The organism is Streptococcus sp. zg-86, assembly GCF_017639855.1.
Taxonomy (GTDB): Bacteria; Bacillota; Bacilli; order Lactobacillales; family Streptococcaceae; genus Streptococcus; species Streptococcus zhangguiae.
In genome coordinates, this window is the sequence record NZ_CP072115.1 from 2,012,607 (window position 1) to 2,025,777 (window position 13,171).

General features: G+C 39.5%; 17 protein-coding genes. 1 reads left to right on the forward strand and 16 read right to left on the reverse strand.

Translation table 11 applies throughout. From position 1 onward, the window contains the following. Positions 1 to 260 precede the first annotated feature (260 nt). From J5M87_RS09405 to J5M87_RS09480, 16 genes are all read right to left on the reverse strand, one after another. Entirely contained in the window at positions 261 to 1,190 is a 930-nt protein-coding gene (locus J5M87_RS09405; protein ID WP_154607597.1) for a helix-turn-helix domain-containing protein, read from the reverse strand. 383 nt (positions 1,191 to 1,573) lie between these two features. Beyond that, entirely contained in the window at positions 1,574 to 1,885 is a 312-nt protein-coding gene (locus J5M87_RS09410; RefSeq protein WP_154607598.1) for a DUF1292 domain-containing protein, read from the reverse strand. A gap of 10 nt (positions 1,886 to 1,895) precedes the next feature. Next, positions 1,896 to 2,315 (reverse strand): Holliday junction resolvase RuvX, encoded by a 420-nt coding sequence (ruvX, locus tag J5M87_RS09415; RefSeq protein WP_154607599.1) that lies wholly within the window; start codon positions 2,313 to 2,315, stop codon positions 1,896 to 1,898. After that, entirely contained in the window at positions 2,315 to 2,581 is a 267-nt protein-coding gene (locus J5M87_RS09420; RefSeq protein ID WP_075099514.1) for an IreB family regulatory phosphoprotein, read from the reverse strand. The genes ruvX and J5M87_RS09420 overlap by 1 nt, the downstream gene beginning before the upstream one ends. Before the next feature lie 174 nt (positions 2,582 to 2,755). After that, positions 2,756 to 3,154, reverse strand: coding sequence for a transcriptional regulator Spx (gene spx / locus J5M87_RS09425; protein ID WP_154607600.1), 399 nt, complete (start codon positions 3,152 to 3,154; stop codon positions 2,756 to 2,758). Positions 3,155 to 3,429: 275 nt separating this feature from the next. Continuing rightward, entirely contained in the window at positions 3,430 to 4,596 is a 1,167-nt protein-coding gene (recA, locus tag J5M87_RS09430; RefSeq protein ID WP_154607601.1) for a recombinase RecA, read from the reverse strand. 34 nt (positions 4,597 to 4,630) lie between these two features. Continuing rightward, on the reverse strand, positions 4,631 to 5,833 hold the full coding sequence (locus tag J5M87_RS09435) for a competence/damage-inducible protein A (protein ID WP_154607602.1): 1,203 nt from the start codon (positions 5,831 to 5,833) through the stop codon (positions 4,631 to 4,633). Positions 5,834 to 5,906: 73 nt separating this feature from the next. Beyond that, the gene (locus J5M87_RS09440; protein WP_154607603.1) at positions 5,907 to 6,578 is read right to left on the reverse strand and encodes a CPBP family intramembrane glutamic endopeptidase; all 672 of its coding nucleotides are present in this window, start codon (positions 6,576 to 6,578) and stop codon (positions 5,907 to 5,909) included. Then, complete coding sequence (locus J5M87_RS09445; RefSeq protein ID WP_202120285.1) at positions 6,551 to 6,952, reverse strand: helix-turn-helix transcriptional regulator; 402 nt, start codon at positions 6,950 to 6,952, stop codon at positions 6,551 to 6,553. The genes J5M87_RS09440 and J5M87_RS09445 overlap by 28 nt, the downstream gene beginning before the upstream one ends. A gap of 86 nt (positions 6,953 to 7,038) precedes the next feature. Then, positions 7,039 to 7,626: a GNAT family N-acetyltransferase gene (locus J5M87_RS09450; protein WP_154607604.1), complete on the reverse strand. Its 588-nt coding sequence runs from the start codon at positions 7,624 to 7,626 to the stop codon at positions 7,039 to 7,041. After that, a complete protein-coding gene (locus J5M87_RS09455) occupies positions 7,619 to 8,185 on the reverse strand; it encodes a DNA-3-methyladenine glycosylase I (protein ID WP_154607605.1) in 567 nt (188 codons plus the stop codon). The genes J5M87_RS09450 and J5M87_RS09455 overlap by 8 nt, the downstream gene beginning before the upstream one ends. A gap of 11 nt (positions 8,186 to 8,196) precedes the next feature. Further along, positions 8,197 to 8,787: a Holliday junction branch migration protein RuvA gene (ruvA, locus tag J5M87_RS09460; RefSeq protein WP_154607606.1), complete on the reverse strand. Its 591-nt coding sequence runs from the start codon at positions 8,785 to 8,787 to the stop codon at positions 8,197 to 8,199. A 13-nt stretch (positions 8,788 to 8,800) separates the two neighbouring features. Continuing rightward, positions 8,801 to 10,729, reverse strand: coding sequence for a DNA mismatch repair endonuclease MutL (gene mutL, locus J5M87_RS09465; protein WP_154607607.1), 1,929 nt, complete (start codon positions 10,727 to 10,729; stop codon positions 8,801 to 8,803). 529 nt (positions 10,730 to 11,258) lie between these two features. Beyond that, positions 11,259 to 11,468 (reverse strand): hypothetical protein, encoded by a 210-nt coding sequence (locus J5M87_RS09470; RefSeq protein WP_154607608.1) that lies wholly within the window; start codon positions 11,466 to 11,468, stop codon positions 11,259 to 11,261. A 61-nt stretch (positions 11,469 to 11,529) separates the two neighbouring features. Beyond that, positions 11,530 to 11,976, reverse strand: coding sequence for a DUF3021 domain-containing protein (locus J5M87_RS09475; protein WP_154607609.1), 447 nt, complete (start codon positions 11,974 to 11,976; stop codon positions 11,530 to 11,532). Further along, positions 11,973 to 12,416 carry a LytTR family DNA-binding domain-containing protein gene (locus J5M87_RS09480; protein WP_154607610.1) on the reverse strand — a complete coding sequence of 148 codons (444 nt, stop codon included), beginning with the start codon at positions 12,414 to 12,416 and terminating at the stop codon, positions 11,973 to 11,975. Before J5M87_RS09480 ends, J5M87_RS09475 begins: the two co-directional genes overlap by 4 nt. A 167-nt stretch (positions 12,417 to 12,583) precedes the next feature. Here J5M87_RS09480 and J5M87_RS09485 point away from each other — a divergent pair, with 167 nt between their 5' ends. Then, a complete protein-coding gene (locus J5M87_RS09485; protein ID WP_154607611.1) occupies positions 12,584 to 13,084 on the forward strand; it encodes a hypothetical protein in 501 nt (166 codons plus the stop codon). The last annotated feature ends 87 nt before the right edge of the window (positions 13,085 to 13,171 follow it).

Below are 13,171 nucleotides of genomic sequence, written 5' to 3' on the forward strand. Positions count from 1 at the left end.
AATTGCAAGGGGCGAGCTGCACTCGTTCTATTTCCAGCCTTCCACAATTCTCAATTGCAAGGGGTGAGCTACGCTCGTTCTATTTCCAGCCTTCCACAATTCTCAATTGTGGAAGCTAGTCAGATTTTGATTTTTATAGAGTATTAGTTTACCCACCAGTCAGACCAGTCACCAGCAACTGCCGCAACCCGATTCATCATTAGCATTTGTCCTACCTCCTTTACTTAAGATAGGGTTAGTATACTAGACTGTCAAAAGCATTAACAGGACAAAAATGTCAAAAAATCACTCCTGTCCGTCTGCCATTGAGCAGACAACTGATTCATCAAGTGCCTATCTCCCATTAATTGAGCAAAGACGATAGCTTCTCTGCAATAGGCATAGGCTCGCTTAACATCACGATGAACCATTAATTCATATTTCCAACGAACCATACTCAGGATTGGGTATTTTTGAAAATCTTGCGTAATGCGCATAATCCTATCCAACCCTTCAAATAAATCAGGCAAGAATAGATACATAGCCTTTGAACCCAATACCCGAATCGCAGCCAGCATGACATTTCGCAAAACAAAAAGATCATCCGGCTCCATTAGTCCAATTTGTTTCGGTAAAGTCATCACCAAACTCAAAAATACATCCCCTTCACCAGAATCTATTTCTATCTCCTCTAAATACATATGTTCAATAAACAGACGAAGGACTAATAAGTCATTAACGCTATACTTCTGCTTGCATTGTAAGTAAGGGACATGGCAACGGACAATTTCTCTTCCAAATGTAGTCGATTTTGACTCTAACACATCAACCGTTGATTGAAAAGCATCAATGGCAAGCTGTTCTGAATCTGGTAAATCGTCATAGAATTCATCATATATCTTGCGCAATTTAACATTTCGTTTTTCCACTAAGTCTACTCGATTATAAGTAGGAGTCCGCAAAAGGTCATATTTTAATTTGATATACTGATCTGGCAAATAAACATAATCTGGCATCAATTCAAATAAAGACAAACCCAACCGATGTGCAATAAAGAAGATTTTCGTCAGGGTCGGCTTCGATTCTCCCTGTTCAATCCGTGTTAACTGTCTGACAGTTAACTCCGTCTCATCTTCACAGAATTGCTCTCTTGTTAACTTCTTTGCTTCCCTCAGTCTTCTGACTTTATCTCCAAATCCTTCCTCAGACATCACAACACCCCCTAAAATATCTAAATATTATACCAAAAATAATAAAGTATGACAATTTCTAGTTAATACTCTATTACTATCAACAGTAGCATTTTTCGATACTTTTATAGTGAATTAAATAAAAATAAAAATACGAGATGTGCTATCCACTCTCGTATCTCTTGTAACTATTTGTCTCGATAAATTTTTTTGGTTCTTCTAAGAACAGGATTAAAATAGCCCACTGGGCTATTCACTCTGTCTAGTTTTTAGGAGTGAAGCTAAAAACGTCCACTGGACTATTCGCTCTTTCTTGTTTTTAGGAGCAAAGCTAAAAACGTCCACTAGACTATTCGCTCTTTCTTATTTTTAAGAGCAAAGCTAAAAACGTCCACTGGACGTTTTTACTCCTCCATAAAGCTGTTAAAGACTTCTTCAATCATATCCCATTCTGCTGCTGCGTCTTCTGGGATTGGTTGGAGGTCACCTTCCGTACCGTTTTCATTCTCAACAAATGAGTAGGCTTGGATTTCAACTTCGCCATTTTCATCTTCTTCTGCACTTGCAGGAATCAAGAGGACGTAATTTTTACCAAATTCTTCTTGACCATCAATTGTCAAAAGAATTTCAAATAAGGTTTCGTTCCCATTATCATCTACTAGGGTGATAAACTCACGTTCTTCGTGGTTATGATCGTGTTCGTGGTTATGTGCCATGTGTTACTCCTTAAAATGTTCTATCTAAATAATTTTGTAAAATAAGCTGTGCAGCTAACTTATCAATGACTTTTTTGCGCTTTCCTCTGCTGATATCAGCTTGTTCGATTAACATCCGCTCTGCAGCCACTGTTGTTAAGCGTTCGTCTTGATACTTGACTGGTAAGCCAAATAATGCCACTAATTGATCCCCATAGGCTTGACTCGCTTCAACACGAGGACCACTCGTATTATTCATGTTTTTAGGTAAGCCAACGACAAACTCATCAACCTTATATTGATTGACTAGCTCTGTCAGACGCTCAAATCCAAATTCGCCCTTTTCCTCGTCAATCGGGATAATTTCCAACCCTTGCGCTGTAAAACCAAGTGGGTCTGAAATAGCTACTCCGACTGTTTTGGAACCGACGTCCAATCCCATTATTCTCATCAGAGGTCAATCCCATTTCCCTTCAAGTAAAAACGTACTAATTCTTCGACAATTTCATCACGTTCATACTTACGAATTCGATTACGTGCATCATTGTAACGAGGGATATAAGCTGGATCTCCACTCAATACATAACCCACAATTTGGTTAATTGGATTATACCCTTTCTCATCAAGAGACCGATACACGTTTGTCAATGTTTCGCTGATTTCTTGCTTATTAACATCATCCAAACGAAAACGAACAGTTTCTTCTGTGAATCCCATACTTACACCTTCTTTCTTTATTCTATTAGTTCATTATACCATATTTTCTCTTTATTATCAATGATTCTACCTGATATTATCCCGATTTCAACCGTATAAAGACATGTTTTGGCTTCCTATCTTCGCCCTTTACTTGCAAAAAAAGTCTGAGCTTGAAACTCAAACTTTCTCTTTTTACAAAGCAGCTCGTAAACGGGCCTGTGCATTTTCTACATTCCGTACAGAACGTGGTAAGAAGGCACGAATATCGTCCTCTTTGTAACCTACTTGCAGACGTTTTTCATCAATCAAGATTGGACTTTTCAAAATACGAGGATTTTCTGTAATTAACTCAATCACTTCATTGACACTCAACTCTTCAATATCACAGTTAAGATTTTTAGCATATCGATTTTTAGAAGATACAATACTTGCGATACCATTCTCTGTCTTTGTCAGAATATCTAAAATCTCTTCTTTGCTAATCGATTCTTTTCCTAAATTGTGCTCATTGTATGATAATTGGTGAGCATTCAACCAGTTTTTAGCCTTTTTACAGCTTGTACAGCTTGACACTGTATAAATTTTAATCATGTAGTCTCTCCTTTGCTACATTTTCTTAAACACATTATACTCCATTATACCATAGAAAGGCTTCAGTCTAAAGACCTATTTTTCACTTTTTCAATTCATTATTTGGTAAAATATACCAAAATTATTCATAAAAAGACGATTTTTACAAAAAAGGAGTGAGATCTAGTCAACAAGACTGTCCTCACTCCCTTATTTATCGAAGTTAGCTAAAATTATTCACTATTTGTATTCTTCACACTAGCAAGATGAAATTTGAATCAAACAGTCTTTCATGCTTAATCTTCCAATTCAATGCCACCATCTAAATCAAGAACGACATCTTGGACTTCTGCGACAGCATCTTTTTTCTCTCCGACTTTTGCTGTAGCCTCTACTACTTCTGTTTCTCCTGAATCTTCAATCAAGCCATAGTGTACACGAATTTTTCGGTCGATTTCTGCAAAAATTTCTGGATTCTCTTCCAAATATTTCTTGGCATTTTCTGAACCTTGTCCGATTTTCTCATCATTATACGAATACCAAGCACCTGCTTTTTTGATAATACCAAGATTACTTCCGATTTCAATTAATTCACCAGTCTGTGAGATACCGTGACCATACATGATTTCAACAACTGCTTCCTTGAAAGGAGGAGCAACCTTGTTTTTAACGATTTTAACCTTGGTCTCTTTTCCGACATTGGTATCTTTTTGGTCACCACTACCCTTAATCTGGGTATTTCCACGAACATCCATACGGACAGATGCGTAGAATTTCAGCGCACGTCCACCAGGCGTTGTTTCAGGATTTCCAAACATCACACCAACTTTTTCACGCAATTGGTTGATAAAAATGGCAATAGTTTTGGTCTTGTTAATTGAAGCAGATAGTTTCCGCATCGCCTGACTCATCATTCGAGCTTGCAAACCAACGTGGCTATCTCCAATTTCACCGTCAATCTCAGCACGAGGAACAAGGGCTGCAACCGAATCGACTACCACTAGGTCAACTGCACCTGAATCAATCAACTTCCCTGCAATTTCAAGTCCCTGTTCACCAGAGTCTGGTTGTGATAAGAGCAACTCATCGATGTTAACGCCTAGTGCTTGGGCATAGGCTGGATCAAGGGCATGCTCAGCATCGATAAAGGCTGCAATACCACCTTCTTTTTGCGCTTGAGCAACTGCATGAAGGGCTACCGTCGTCTTACCAGAGCTTTCAGGACCATAAATTTCAATAATCCGTCCTTTCGGATAACCACCAGCCCCCAAAGCAATATCAATCGATAGACTTCCTGAACTCATGACTTGAACTTTTTGTTCAGCGCGCTCTCCCAATCGCATGATAGCACCCTTACCAAAGTCTTTTTCAATGGTCTTAAGGGCATCATCTAAGGCTTTTTTGCGTTCATCACCAAATTTTTTGGTAATATCTTCTAATTTTTTACTTGGTTTTTTCGCCAATTTCTTTCTCCTCTATATTCTAATTCTCAGCCCATTATAGCAAATTTTTATGCTTTAACAAAATCTTACGCATAGCACTCAAAGCATGCAAACAAGCAATTTGTCGCATATGTTTTTCAGTATAGCCACCTAGTTCAACCTCTGACACTATCACACGATTATCGAAACAAATTGCAATGTAAAAGCGTGCTAGAACATTATCAATTTGCGATTCAGGATTTATAGTGCCAAGTAGCGCCATGCCTAGAATAGCTCCTGAGTTTTTACAGATGCTTTTTGCCAACTCTTCTGCTTTTGCACCATTACAGGTTGAATCTGATACCACAACACCACCTTTAAACAGTTGACGACCCTGTAAAGCAATTGTCAAGTCAGACTGAAGCAAGCCTGCTGTTACATTTTCAGCAATGGCGAAGGTAATTTGTTGTTTTTCCAATTCATCAGCTACAATCCTATCTAGACTGTTGTCGTCTCCGTACCCATAAAGGCAAGATGCAAGATTTTCTCGTGCAAGAATCTCTTTTTCCAATTGATCTAGTTTTTCATTGGCTAGAATAATGTTGTCTGCTTTCGTAGATAGGCGTAGGGTAACCTCTCCTGTCTTGGCGTATGGAGCTAGGGTCGGATCAGACTGAGAAGCAATCAAATCCTCTAAAATAGTCACTAGCTGACTTTCACCGATACCAAAAAAGCGCAATACACGAGAGTATAGCTTTTCATTGGAATGCATCAATAAAGGCTGTAAACTTTCTGTAAACATGGCCTTTAACTCACTTGGGGGGCCAGGCAATACAGCATAGGTCACGCCACCCTGTTCTATTAAGCCGCCAACCGCTAAACCTGCTGGATTTTGAAGTGCAATACTACCTTCTACCAACTGAGCTTGCCGCTCGTTATTCGCTGTCCGAACACGACCTTTTCTACTTGCAAAAAAACGGTCTAACTTTGCCAAAGCAGTTTTATCAGAGACTAGATTTCGACCTAAAAATTTAGCCAATGTCTGCTTGGTCAAGTCATCTTCAGTAGGCCCTAGTCCGCCACAAAGAACGACTAACTCGCTTCTCCTACTCGCCACATCTAGAACAGATAAGAGCCGTTTTTCATTATCACCAACTGCTGTATGAAAAAAGACATCAATACCTAATTCTGCACATTTTTCTGATAAAAATTGCGCATTTGTATTGACGATTTGCCCAGTCAGAATCTCGGTACCTACCGCAATCAACTCTGCTTTCATCTAAACCTCCTTCATCTTATTATTCGTAAATATTTCCTTGATTATAACACAAAAAGAACCATTTCGGTTCTTTTTAGAGATTTTGTAGGAGAGTCAACAGTCCCATAACATTATTGAGTACATGAAGCGAGATTGGAAAAGCAATATTCTTATCTGTTTTCAAATAAACAAGAGCAAATACCAAGCCAAATCCAAAATGCCCTAAAACGCCAACAAATTCTGACAGCTGAAATTGATGTACATGTAGAACTGCAAATAAAACTGATGAAATAATAATAGCTAAACTTTTTGGCAGATAATTTAAAAGAGTATCAAGCAAGAACTGACGATAGAACAGCTCTTCAACAAGAGGACCAAAAACTCCCATCACACTGAGAATCAGATAAGCTGGATACTGTTTTACTACTGCATATATCCCTGTATCATTGGTCAGTTCTTGCTGTATATGAAATAGCTGACGTACCCCACCCTCGATAAAATCAAAGAGATGATGAACTATCACCATCAATAAATAGCCTAAAAGAAGGATACCCAACGCTTTTAAGGGATGCTTTTTCAGCCAGCTATATTTTTCGGTTAATTTATCCCAATAAGCATAGATGCCTAGGATACATAAAGCAGTATAAAACACAAATTTAATAGGAGCTTTGAGCGTTGCAGGCAAGAGCCAATCTCCCAAACGTCCCCAAAACATCACACTATACAAGATTGCAAAAACTACAGCTGATTTTCTTTGCCTTTCCACAAAGCCACCTTCTTCCTGATGAATTTTGAAATATCCACTAGAAAAAGGATAAAAATGACGCCGACTGTCAAATAGGCATAGAAGACCGTACTATCCTCGCTTGTTAAGAGCAACAAAGTAAGAATTAGGATTAGCAATCCATATTTTAAAACTAACTTTTTCTTATTGTAGCTCGGCGTTTCAAGTCCTATCACGGCATCAAAGGAGAAACCGTAAAGTTGACTCAATTCTTTCAAGTAATCAGCTACTGGAATGGTTCGCTCATTTTCCCAATTGGAAATGGTTTGGCGGCTGACACCTAGTTTTGTAGCGAGATACTCCTGTGAATGACCTGGTTTTAGACGATTGTCTTTTATCACTTGTCCTATTGTCATATTTCCTCCTCAGTTTACAGTAGCACATGAACACTGTCGAGACCAAATCCTTTGACAAGATAGGTCAAAATGCTTTTACAACGGTATTATCTGACCCCATCGGAATACATCTCCACTTCATTTACAGGCTTTTGAATCTCGTAGTCCAACATGGTCACGATTTCTCCGCGTAAATTCTTTGCTCCCTCACGGCGTCTAGCCAGCTGCATGCCTAATTTTTTCATTACCTTTTCACTGGCACTATTTCGAGAATCGCAAGATGCGGTTAAAGTTTTCAAATCGGCAATTTGCCAGAATAATTCCTTCAAAGCTAGGGCAGCTTCGATAGCATAACCTTGATGGGGATAATTTGCATGAAAGGTATAGCCAATGCTTGCTACATCTTGCTCCTCATTCAAATATAGGAAAATATTTCCAATCATCCGTTGATTTTCTTTTAACTCTACTGCATAACGACCAAGGGGCCTTGCCATATTGTACATGACAAGGCCTTCCAAACTTTCCCGCTTATCCTTATGAGCATGGTAATTATACTTCAAAAGTTCATCATCAGATGTAAAAGCATGATAATCCTCCAAGTCTGTCACTACCATTGGACGAAGTTTCAAGCGCTCGGTTTCAATGTGGGTGTTCTGGGCAAAAGCTACCAAGGGTTTTACAATTATTTCATTCATGAGAATTTCCTTTACAAAAGCAATCCAGCTCATGATCATTGACAAGACCTGCTGCCTGAAGATAGGAATAGACACAGACTGGACCAACAAAGGTAAAACCTCGTTTTTTCAAGTCCTTAGATAATTTCTCTGATAAACTTGTTTTATTCGGTACTTCTCGGTAGTCCTTTACATGATTGTCAATTGGTGTAAACTTAACCCAAGACCAGAGATAGTCTGCAAAAGTACCATACTCCTCCTGAACCTTGAGAAAGGCTCGCGCATTTTGTCGTGTCGCAAAAATCTTGGCTCTGTGGCGGATAATAGCTGGATTGTGCAGTAGACTTTCCAATTCGCTGTCTGACATCTGCGCAACGACTTGCACATCATACCCATGAAAAGCTTTTTGAAAAGCTGAGCGTTTATTGAGAATGGTTTCCCATGACAGACCAGCTTGATAGCTTTCGAGACATAAGAGTTCAAAAAGGGATTGCTCATTTTTGACAGGTCGTCCCCATTCGTTATCGTGATAGGCTATATAGAGCGGATTGTTCTCCTTGACCCAACCGCATCGTTTCATGGTTTTTACTCCTACTTCATTAGCATTTTGAGGGCTGACTTGATGTAATTTTCAGCCGTATCCGTCGTTCCTTCAAAGAATTTCTTGATTTTCTTCAATTCAGCTGGACGGTAACCCAAGGCCTCCATTGCTTCCATGGCTTCATTAAGAGCAGTATTGGCGGATTCCTCAACAGCTAGACTTGGCACTTCAGCTTGTTCTGACAAGACAAACTTGCCTTCCAAATCAAGCACCATTTGCTGGGCTGTTTTTTTCCCAATCTTTGGAAACTTAGTCAAGTAGGTAATGTTTTTCTGCTCAATCGCCCGCACCAAACCGTCGTTGTCATCTACTGCAACAATCGCAAGAGCTGTTGTGGGGCCAATTCCTGATACAGAAATTAGGTTTAGAAAGACTGATTTTTCAGCCTCTGTCCGAAAACCATACAAGAGGTGGGCATCCTCACGAATAACCTGATGAGTGTAAATCGTCACCTGCTGATTCATGTCACCTGAGTAGGCATAGGGATTGGCAACTTGAAGAATAAAACCGATGCCACCTACTTCGACCACAATATATTTAGCTGTTATTTTAGTTAAAATTCCTTTGATATAATCGTACATAATCTCTTTCTCTCTAATATTTACCTAGTTCACGAAGACTGGTATGATTTTCCTGAATGCGACGGAACATTTTTTCCATATCGGACGTTGTAAAATGAACCAAGACAGGTCGCCCATGCGGACAATTATAGGGATTTTTACAGGTCGCTAATTGGCGCAATAAGTGCCGAGCTGAATAGTCATCTAAGGCATGATTAGCCTTGATTGATCGCTTACAGGACATCATAATCGCTAGTTCTGCTCGATACCGCTTGATAGATACCTCATCCGTGAGCAAGAGCATGTCGCACATCTCATAGACAGCAGACTCAATCTCGTCTTCTTTCATCCAAATGGGATGTTCACGTAAAATGAATTGGTTGACACCATATTCCTCTAAATTGACACCAACTTGACGCAAAGAGTCTGTTTTTTGCTTGAGCGATAAGGCATCATTTGCTGGAAAATCAAATATGTAGGGCACTAATAGTTGCTGAGAAGAAGCATCTACATCAGCAATGCTCTCGCGGTATTCTTCATACTTAACACGCTCTTGAGCTGCGTGCTGGTCAATGATGTAGAGTCCTGATTTTCCCTGTCCAAAGAGATAGGTACCGTGCATTTGACCAAAGTATTCCAACTCTGGAAAGGTCGATGTTTCTTCGTTTTCCAAACGATCAGCCAATTTGGCTAATTCTTTTCTTTCGAAACTTGGATGCTCTGGATTAGCTGAAGTAACTTCCTCTCTCTGAGCAAATTTAATATTGACAGACTTGTCAAGTTCACTGTCAATTTTTTTGACAGGCCCAAATTTTTTGATTTCTTCTGCAACAGTTTCTGGTTTTAGAAAGAAATCTTGCCGAACAGTATCGTAGTAAAGGTTGCTTTCTTTTAAGGGAAGTGTGACTTGCTCTGTTTTTACCGCTTTCCTAGTGCTAGACTTGGCAAGATTTTCTAAGGCATCCGGAATCAAATCTTGCTCTTTGAGTGCTGCTGCAATGGCTTCACGAATGAGGGCCATCAATTCCTTTTCTTTTGAAATCCTCACTTCCTGCTTGGTCGGATGAACATTGACATCTGCTAGATACGGATCAATCTGAATAGCAATCACAGCAAGTGGAAAACGACCTACCATCAGTTTACTACCATAACCGTCTAAAATAGCACGATTGAGGAGGAAATTTTTGATATAGCGCCCATTGATAAAGATGCTGATATAATTGCGATTAGCTCGGGTCAATTCTGGTAATGAGACATAGCCTGTCACCTCAAAATCCAAATCTTCTGCTGCGATTTTAACCATTTTTTTTGCTGTTGCAATGCCATAAACACCCGAAATAGCCTGGCGGAGATTTCCTGTTCCAGCTGTCTGAATCAATTCTCGCCCTTCGTTCGTTAAGCTAAAAGCAATTTCCGGATGAGCCAAGCTCAAGCGATTAATCACATCCACAATATGAGACAATTCCGCTTGCTGACTTTTGATATATTTGAGACGAGCGGGCGTATTGTAGAAGAGATCTTCTACCGTAATCCGTGTACCGATAGGACGACTAAGGACTTCTTCTTTAGTAATTTGACCTGCTTCAGCTTCCAGTAACAGACCATGAGGGGCCGTTTCTGTTGCTGTTTCAATCCGAATCCGACTGACAGAAGCAATGGAAGGTAAGGCCTCGCCACGAAAACCAAGTGTCCGAATACGGAATAAATCAGACTGGCTTTTGATTTTACTAGTTGCATGACGGCGAAGAGCTAAGGATACTTCATCTGGTGCAATTCCCTCTCCATTGTCACTGATTTCAATTTTTTTCAGTCCCGATTCTTCGATACAGACGCTAATCTGGCTAGCTCCTGCATCAATCGCATTTTCCACCAATTCTTTGACAACGCTAGCTGGGCGTTCAATGACCTCTCCTGCTGCAATCTGATTGGCTAGGACTTCTGGTAATTCAATAATAGTTGCCATAATATCTTCTCGTCTTTCTAATGTCCCTATTATACCATAAAGACCGAGCGTTTGAGAGAATGGAGAGGCGTGATACAGAGCTCGAATCATGCAAAAAGAAACTTCGCTCTTCTAGTTTATGGGTTCCGGTATCAACACCACTTTTCTGACTAGACTTGCCAGAATCGGGTATCCATCACTACATCAAGCTCCTATTACTACTATAGTGGATTGAGAACTGAACACGGACTAAGAGCTGTGTAAAAAAGATAGATTTCCTTGTGTTCATCGAACACATCGTCAATCTCCTATCTTACCGTAGCTGTTACGAGCTTGCTCGTTCTACAGATACGGATGCCCTAAGGGTATACTTTGCTCTTGACGTCCTTTGTATCTTATGAAGGAATAAGACAAGGCAAGGAGCTACAGATAGAACTAGCGTTCATCAAAGCGACTTAACGATGTCTTAACCTTTATTCAATTCACTATTATTCCGATAAAAAAGGCTGGATTTGTATTCCAACCTTGACTCATTTATATATTCGTTTTTTCACCACGGTATTCCCTTGATTTTTTGGTAGATACGATGCCAAAATACAAAGGAAATTCCTACTAATAGTAGCCCTACAATAGGAAATAGCAAACGATAGCCAACCCCTGCTCTCATGAGCTCTACTACTAAGGCAAGAACGCTGATTAAGCCCGCAGCAATCAAAACATAAAATAACTTTTGAAAAGAGCGCATGATTTTCTGATCCATATTCGTCTCCTTTTGTGAAAGTATGTTTATGATAGCATCTATTTAATAGAATTGCAAACTACTATTTCCTCAAACCTTGGTTAATAGCTCTCACCTGCTTTTTCATATTATGGTAATTGATGAAAAAAATGATAACATAGATGATAACAAAAATTATTTCAAAAAACAGCAGCCAAGTGAGATTAAGAGGAAACCAGCCTGCTAGTAAGCCGAGCAATGTAAAGCCGACTGCGGTTAGAAGAAAATGCACCACCGTCATCTTGACCAAGCTCCAATCTTGCTTGAAAATTCGATCCACAATTTGAAATAATAGACCAATAGTCGCCCAGATAAGGGCTGAAATCAGCATGACTTCTACCAAATTAAAATGTTGCAGATAATACTGCCCCAAGGTAGATGCAGGATTGAGCGGCAGATAGGTACCGTGTCCAAAAATAGCGGACATCAACAGCGAGATACTTAGGCCAATGGTAATGCCAATACTTGCAGAATAAAGATAGGGTTTCATAAGTTCAATGCCTCCTTGATACGTTTTAGATAGCGGCGTGAGGAATAGGTAACAGTCTTATTTTTTAAAACAATTTTCACCAATCCATTTGGGGTCAATTGCAGGTGTTCTATCTGTCGCAGATTGATGATTTCCGATTGTGAGATTTGCAGAAAATATTCAGGTACGATTTCCTTGACCTGATACAATCGAAGAGAAGATTGGTAGCAAGTTTCCCTTGCTGTGACTTGAAGCACACGATTTTCTACATAAATTGTATCAATCTCACTCCATTCAAGAAGATAAATTGCCTCTCCTTTTTTCACCGTTAGATTCGTCTGCCCTTTGTCTAGGTCTTTGGCATAGGCAATCAAATCAGATATTTCCGATGTCATAAAACGTGCTTCAATCTTGACCTGATCCTCTGTAAAAGCTGAATCGATAGTTACTCTGACTTTCATATAGACTCCTTTCCTGTCTTTATTAAACCGTATTCGTGAGTAGATTTCAATAGCCTTTGCTCATGTGGTTATTTTAGATACCTATTCGGTTGTTATCTATATAATAATTTGATTTTGTATAGAAATAGATGGTATACTAAAGAAAAATGGTTTAGGAGGAATGTCATATGAAAAAATTATCTTCCCTAGTTCTAGTGATTGCTTGCGTGTTTGCTACAAGGGACATCTCAACAACATCCATAAAAGCAGATGAGCCTGACTTTTCTAACTCAACCATTGCTCATTCAAACCATACTCATCTTCACCGATTAACCAGAGATGACCAGTTTGGACCCATCACCGTCCGCTTAACCATCTATGTAGAACTTTACACGAATGGTTCTTTCCGTCAAATCAATGCCATTCATAACCACTATTTGGAAGTTTTTTCTACTTCCTCCCCTCAACTCAGGGCAAAAATTCCCGATGATGCCTGTGTGAGCGTATGGTCCTCAACTGACTTCCCATCTACTACTCTCCTATATGCCTACAATGCCACACTCTTTTCAAGACTGACTTCCCCAAATAAAAAACTCCAAAAGGAATTAGACGATGCTCACTTCCATAAGATAGAGAGACAACTTTACCGCCGCTCAATCAATCAAAACGGACGATTTAAGCTCTATTAAGCCTTATGAAACTAAGAGACACGTTGATTATCTGAGCTTCTATCATCATCGGTGCTATTATGATTAGCCAAGCAATCCTAATCGGAC

Bases quoted from the DNA above. Each gene is read 5' to 3' on its own strand.
- J5M87_RS09405 (WP_154607597.1), bottom strand. From the start codon at position 1,190: ATGTCTGAGGAAGGATTTGGAGATAAAGTCAGAAGACTGAGGGAAGCA.
- J5M87_RS09410 (WP_154607598.1), bottom strand. From the start codon at position 1,885: ATGGCACATAACCACGAACACGATCATAACCACGAAGAACGTGAGTTT.
- ruvX (WP_154607599.1), bottom strand. From the start codon at position 2,315: ATGAGAATAATGGGATTGGACGTCGGTTCCAAAACAGTCGGAGTAGCT.
- J5M87_RS09420 (WP_075099514.1), bottom strand. From the start codon at position 2,581: ATGGGATTCACAGAAGAAACTGTTCGTTTTCGTTTGGATGATGTTAAT.
- spx (WP_154607600.1), bottom strand. From the start codon at position 3,154: ATGATTAAAATTTATACAGTGTCAAGCTGTACAAGCTGTAAAAAGGCT.
- J5M87_RS09435 (WP_154607602.1), bottom strand. From the start codon at position 5,833: ATGAAAGCAGAGTTGATTGCGGTAGGTACCGAGATTCTGACTGGGCAA.
- J5M87_RS09445 (WP_202120285.1), bottom strand. From the start codon at position 6,952: ATGACAATAGGACAAGTGATAAAAGACAATCGTCTAAAACCAGGTCAT.
- J5M87_RS09450 (WP_154607604.1), bottom strand. From the start codon at position 7,626: ATGAATGAAATAATTGTAAAACCCTTGGTAGCTTTTGCCCAGAACACC.
- J5M87_RS09455 (WP_154607605.1), bottom strand. From the start codon at position 8,185: ATGAAACGATGCGGTTGGGTCAAGGAGAACAATCCGCTCTATATAGCC.
- ruvA (WP_154607606.1), bottom strand. From the start codon at position 8,787: ATGTACGATTATATCAAAGGAATTTTAACTAAAATAACAGCTAAATAT.
- mutL (WP_154607607.1), bottom strand. From the start codon at position 10,729: ATGGCAACTATTATTGAATTACCAGAAGTCCTAGCCAATCAGATTGCA.
- J5M87_RS09470 (WP_154607608.1), bottom strand. From the start codon at position 11,468: ATGGATCAGAAAATCATGCGCTCTTTTCAAAAGTTATTTTATGTTTTG.
- J5M87_RS09475 (WP_154607609.1), bottom strand. From the start codon at position 11,976: ATGAAACCCTATCTTTATTCTGCAAGTATTGGCATTACCATTGGCCTA.
- J5M87_RS09480 (WP_154607610.1), bottom strand. From the start codon at position 12,416: ATGAAAGTCAGAGTAACTATCGATTCAGCTTTTACAGAGGATCAGGTC.
- J5M87_RS09485 (WP_154607611.1), top strand. From the start codon at position 12,584: ATGAAAAAATTATCTTCCCTAGTTCTAGTGATTGCTTGCGTGTTTGCT.